The organism is Bacillus sp. S4 (assembly GCF_040838205.1).
GTDB classification, from domain to species: Bacteria; Bacillota; Bacilli; order Bacillales; family Bacillaceae_G; genus Bacillus_A; species Bacillus_A cereus_U.
In genome coordinates this window covers 1-3994 of record NZ_JBFPJI010000293.1, presented here as the reverse complement: position 1 = coordinate 3994, position 3994 = coordinate 1, and the positions used below count along the sequence as shown (strand labels likewise).

The window sequence follows — 3994 nt, the reverse complement described above, 5'->3', positions numbered from 1 at the left end:
GTTTTAACTACTATATGAATTATCCCCCGTCTACTATATGTAAACATATCCCCTCTTATTCTTCTCTATTGCTAAGTTCTATATTTTTCTTATAAAAATGAAATCTCTAACTATCTTATTGAATCCCTTCTACTATTCCTACAGTAGAATTTTAAAAGTGACCTCAAAATTTCCATGCTCCTTATTCTCCTATCCATACAAAAAAAGCATTTCAAAAGCATATTAGCCACTTTTGAAATGCTTTCATGTTATTTCTTTCCGCCATCCTCAGTTACATACGCCCACTTAAAGCTATATTCTGGACTGATGTTGTGTTTCACAACTCCTTTTACATTCGGTTTCATTACATATGATCTTCCTGTTTGATATAAAGGAACTAATCCTGCATCTTCTTCAAGGAATAATTTTTCTGCTTTTCCTAACGTTTCCCAGCGCTTCTTCGGATCAGATAATAATTCATTACCTGCTTTTTGCACCATTTCATCGTATTTTGGATTCGAATAACTCATTTGGTTATACGGGCTCTTCGAGTCAAACATATCAATAAATGTCATTGGATCCGCATAATCTGGGCTCCAGCCTGCATAAGAGATTTCATAATCTTGCGCTGACTCTAATTTTAATTTTTGTTTGAACGGCTGAATTTTCGTATTAATCGTTACACCTTTTAAATTTTTCTCAATTTGATCTTTAACATAATCAGCAATCTTTTTCGCAGTTCCATCATCATAGCTTAGTAATTCAATTGTAACTTGATCTTTTCCAAGTTCCTTCTTCGCTTCTTCCCATGCAGCTGCTGCTTTTTTCGTATCTTGTTTCAGACCATTTTTAAACGTATCTTGGTAATCTTTACCGTCAGGTCCTGTCGCAAGCCCTTTTGGAACCAATTGATCTGTTGCTTTTGATCCATTATTTAAAATAACGTTTGCTAAGCCCTTTTTATCAACTGATAACGCAATTGCTTCACGAAGTTTTTTGCTCTTTAATGGTGTATCTTGTCCGTTACGCTTTTGATTTAAACGTAAGAAGAATGTACTTGATTCTGCATACTCACCGTACTCATCTTTATTCGATTTATATTTATCTACAAACTCTCCTGATAGTAGTGTGAAATCAATTGATCCTGTATCATATAAATTTACTTTCGTAGCAACTTCTTTTACTACACTATAATTAATTTCTTCTAATTTCACAGTCTTATTATCCCAATATTTATCATTTTTCTTCAACTGCCATCCTTGTTCATGTTTCCATGAAGACATAACGAATGGCCCGTTATACACCGTTGTATCTGCTTCTAAACCAAACTTATCTCCTTTTTCTTTTACAAACTTTTCATTTAATGGATAGTATGACGGGAATGCTAATAAATTTAAGAAATATGGTACTGGTTTTTCTAATTCTACTTCTAGCGTGTAATCATCTACCGCCTTCGCTCCTAATTCACTTCCAGGTTTTTCACCTTTATTAATCGCTTCTGCATTTTTAATATAGTAGGCAATAAACGCATATTCCGCCGCTGTGTTTTTATCAAGTAAGCGCTGCCATCCGTATACGAAATCTTTCGCTGTTACAGGATCTCCATTTGACCATTTCGCATCTTTACGCAGTTTAAACGTATATTTTTTACCATCTTCGCTTTTCGTACTTGATTCTGCTGCAGCCGGAATAGGCTTATTATCTTTATCAAGACGATATAAACCTTCCATTGTGTTCCCTAAAATTTGTGCCCCTAACGTATCAGTAGATTTAGAAGTATCCATCGTCGGAATTTCTTGGTTTTCCGTACGATTTAATACTTGCTTCGCTGCATATTTAATATCAGATTTTTTTTCTTCCCCACTATTAGATGTAGTAGTCGTTTTCTTCTCCCCACCTGATCCAGAGCACGCTGTCAATGCAACGCTCATCGCTAAAACTGGTACTACAACTGCTGTTAACTTTTTCATCTTTTTTCTCTTCATTTTTGTATCCTCCCCAATTATATGTACAATACCAACCCTTGAGAGACCCCTTGCTAACGATTAGTTTTCTGAAAATTATAACTAATATTATTCTACTCTTTTTTTCGCATTTGTAAATAGTTTTATTTTAAATATTCTGATTTTAACCTTCGTAATTTAGTATGATTTATCCCCCATCTACTATATGTCCGTACTATACGCCTTATTCTTCTCTATTTAATTACACTAAAAAAAGCATTCCAAAAGTAGATTAGCCACTTTTGGAATGCTTTTTTAAATTCTATTATTTCCCGTCTTTCTCGGTTACATAGGCCCATTTAAAGCTATACTCTGGACTAATATTATGGTGAACAATGCCTTTTATATTTGGTTGTAAAACGTAAGCATCTCCACGTTGGTATATAGGTACAAGCGCTACATCCTCTTCAAGTAATAATTTCTCTGCTTTTCCTAGTTCTTCCCAACGTTTTTTAGCATCATTCGTTAATTCACCGCCCGCTTTTTTGATCATTTCATCATATTTCGGATCAGAGAAGCTCATTTGGTTATGAGAATGCTTAGAATCAAACATATCTAAGAATGTCATTGGATCTGCATAGTCAGGTCCCCAACCAGCAAACGAAATATCATACTCTTGCTCAGTTTCTAATTTTAGTTTTTGCTTGAATGGCTGAAGTTTAATATTTACTGTTACACCTTTTAAATTTTTCTCAATTTGATCTTTTATATATTCTCCAACTTTTTTCGCATTACCAGTATCGTAGTTTAAAAATTCAATCGTAACTTGATCTTTGCCAAGCTCTTTTTTCGCTTCTTCCCATGCTGCAGCTGCCTTTTTGGAGTCTTGTTTCAGACCATTTTTAAATGTCTCTTGGAAATCTTTACCGTCCGGTCCAGTTGCTAAACCTTTTGGTACTAAGAAATCAGCAGGTTGTGAGCCATCATTTAAAATAACAGTTGCTAAATTCTTTTTATCAATTGATAACGCAATTGCTTCACGTAATTTTTTGCTCTTTAACGGTGTATCTTGTCCACCACGTTTTTGATTCAGACGGATGAAATACGTACTCACTTGTGAATATGTTCCAAACTCATCTTTCTTATTTCTATATTTATCGACAAACTCACCATTTAATAAAGCAAAGTCAACTTGACCGCTATCATATAAATTCACACGAGTTGCTTGCTCTTTTACAACGCTATAGTTAATTTCATCTAATTTTACAGTCTTTTTATCCCAATATTGATCATTTTTCTTCAACTTCCAACCTTGCTCATGTTTCCAGTCAGTAAGAACGAACGGTCCATTATAAACTACTGTATCAGATTCTAAACCGTATTTATCCCCTTTTTCTTTTACAAATTTTTCATTTAGTGGATAATACGATGGAAATGCTACTAAGTTTAAGAAGTACGGTACCGCTTGCTCTAATTCAACTTCAAGCGTATAATCATCCAACGCTTTCGCTCCTAATTCAGTTACAGGTTTTTCTCCTTTATTAACCGCTTCTGCATTTTTTAGTGGGAATGCGATAAACGCATACTCAGCAGCTGTTTTCGGATCTAATAGACGTTGCCATGCATATACGAAATCTTTCGCAGTTACTGGGTCACCATTTGACCATTTTGCATCTTTACGTAGTTTAAATGTATATTTTTTACCATCTTCACTTTTCGTACTAGATTCCGCGGCAGCTGGAGTTGGCTTATTATCTTTATCTAGGCGATATAAACCTTCCATTGTATTTCCTAAAATTTGCGAACCAAGTGTATCCGTATTTTTCGAAGTATCCATCGTTGGAATTTCATTTGTTTCTGTGCGATTTAACACTTGTTTTGCCGCTAATTTTCCCTCTGACTTGCTATCTCCACTTGAGTTTGTACTTGTCTTCTTATCTCCGCCTGATGTAGAACATGCTGTTAATGCCATGCTCATTGCTAAAACCGGTACTACAACTGCTGTTAGTTTTTTCATTTTTTTCTTTTTCATTTTCTGTACCCTCCCTAATTCTAAACGATATCTATTTAAG

General features: G+C 34.7%; 2 protein-coding genes. Both read right to left on the bottom strand.

Features of this window, described 5'->3' with window-relative positions:
* Positions 1-248 precede the first annotated feature (248 nt).
* Positions 249-1964: a peptide ABC transporter substrate-binding protein gene (locus AB3X48_RS18715; protein WP_016105817.1), complete on the bottom strand. Its 1716-nt coding sequence runs from the start codon at positions 1962-1964 to the stop codon at positions 249-251.
* 283 nt (positions 1965-2247) lie between these two features.
* Complete coding sequence (locus tag AB3X48_RS18710; RefSeq protein ID WP_002185195.1) at positions 2248-3954, bottom strand: peptide ABC transporter substrate-binding protein; 1707 nt, start codon at positions 3952-3954, stop codon at positions 2248-2250.
* Positions 3955-3994 lie beyond the last annotated feature (40 nt).

Coding starts and splice junctions, on each gene's coding strand:
- AB3X48_RS18715 (WP_016105817.1), bottom strand. CDS start 1,964: ATGAAGAGAAAAAAGATGAAAAAGTTAACAGCAGTTGTAGTACCAGTT.
- AB3X48_RS18710 (WP_002185195.1), bottom strand. CDS start 3,954: ATGAAAAAGAAAAAAATGAAAAAACTAACAGCAGTTGTAGTACCGGTT.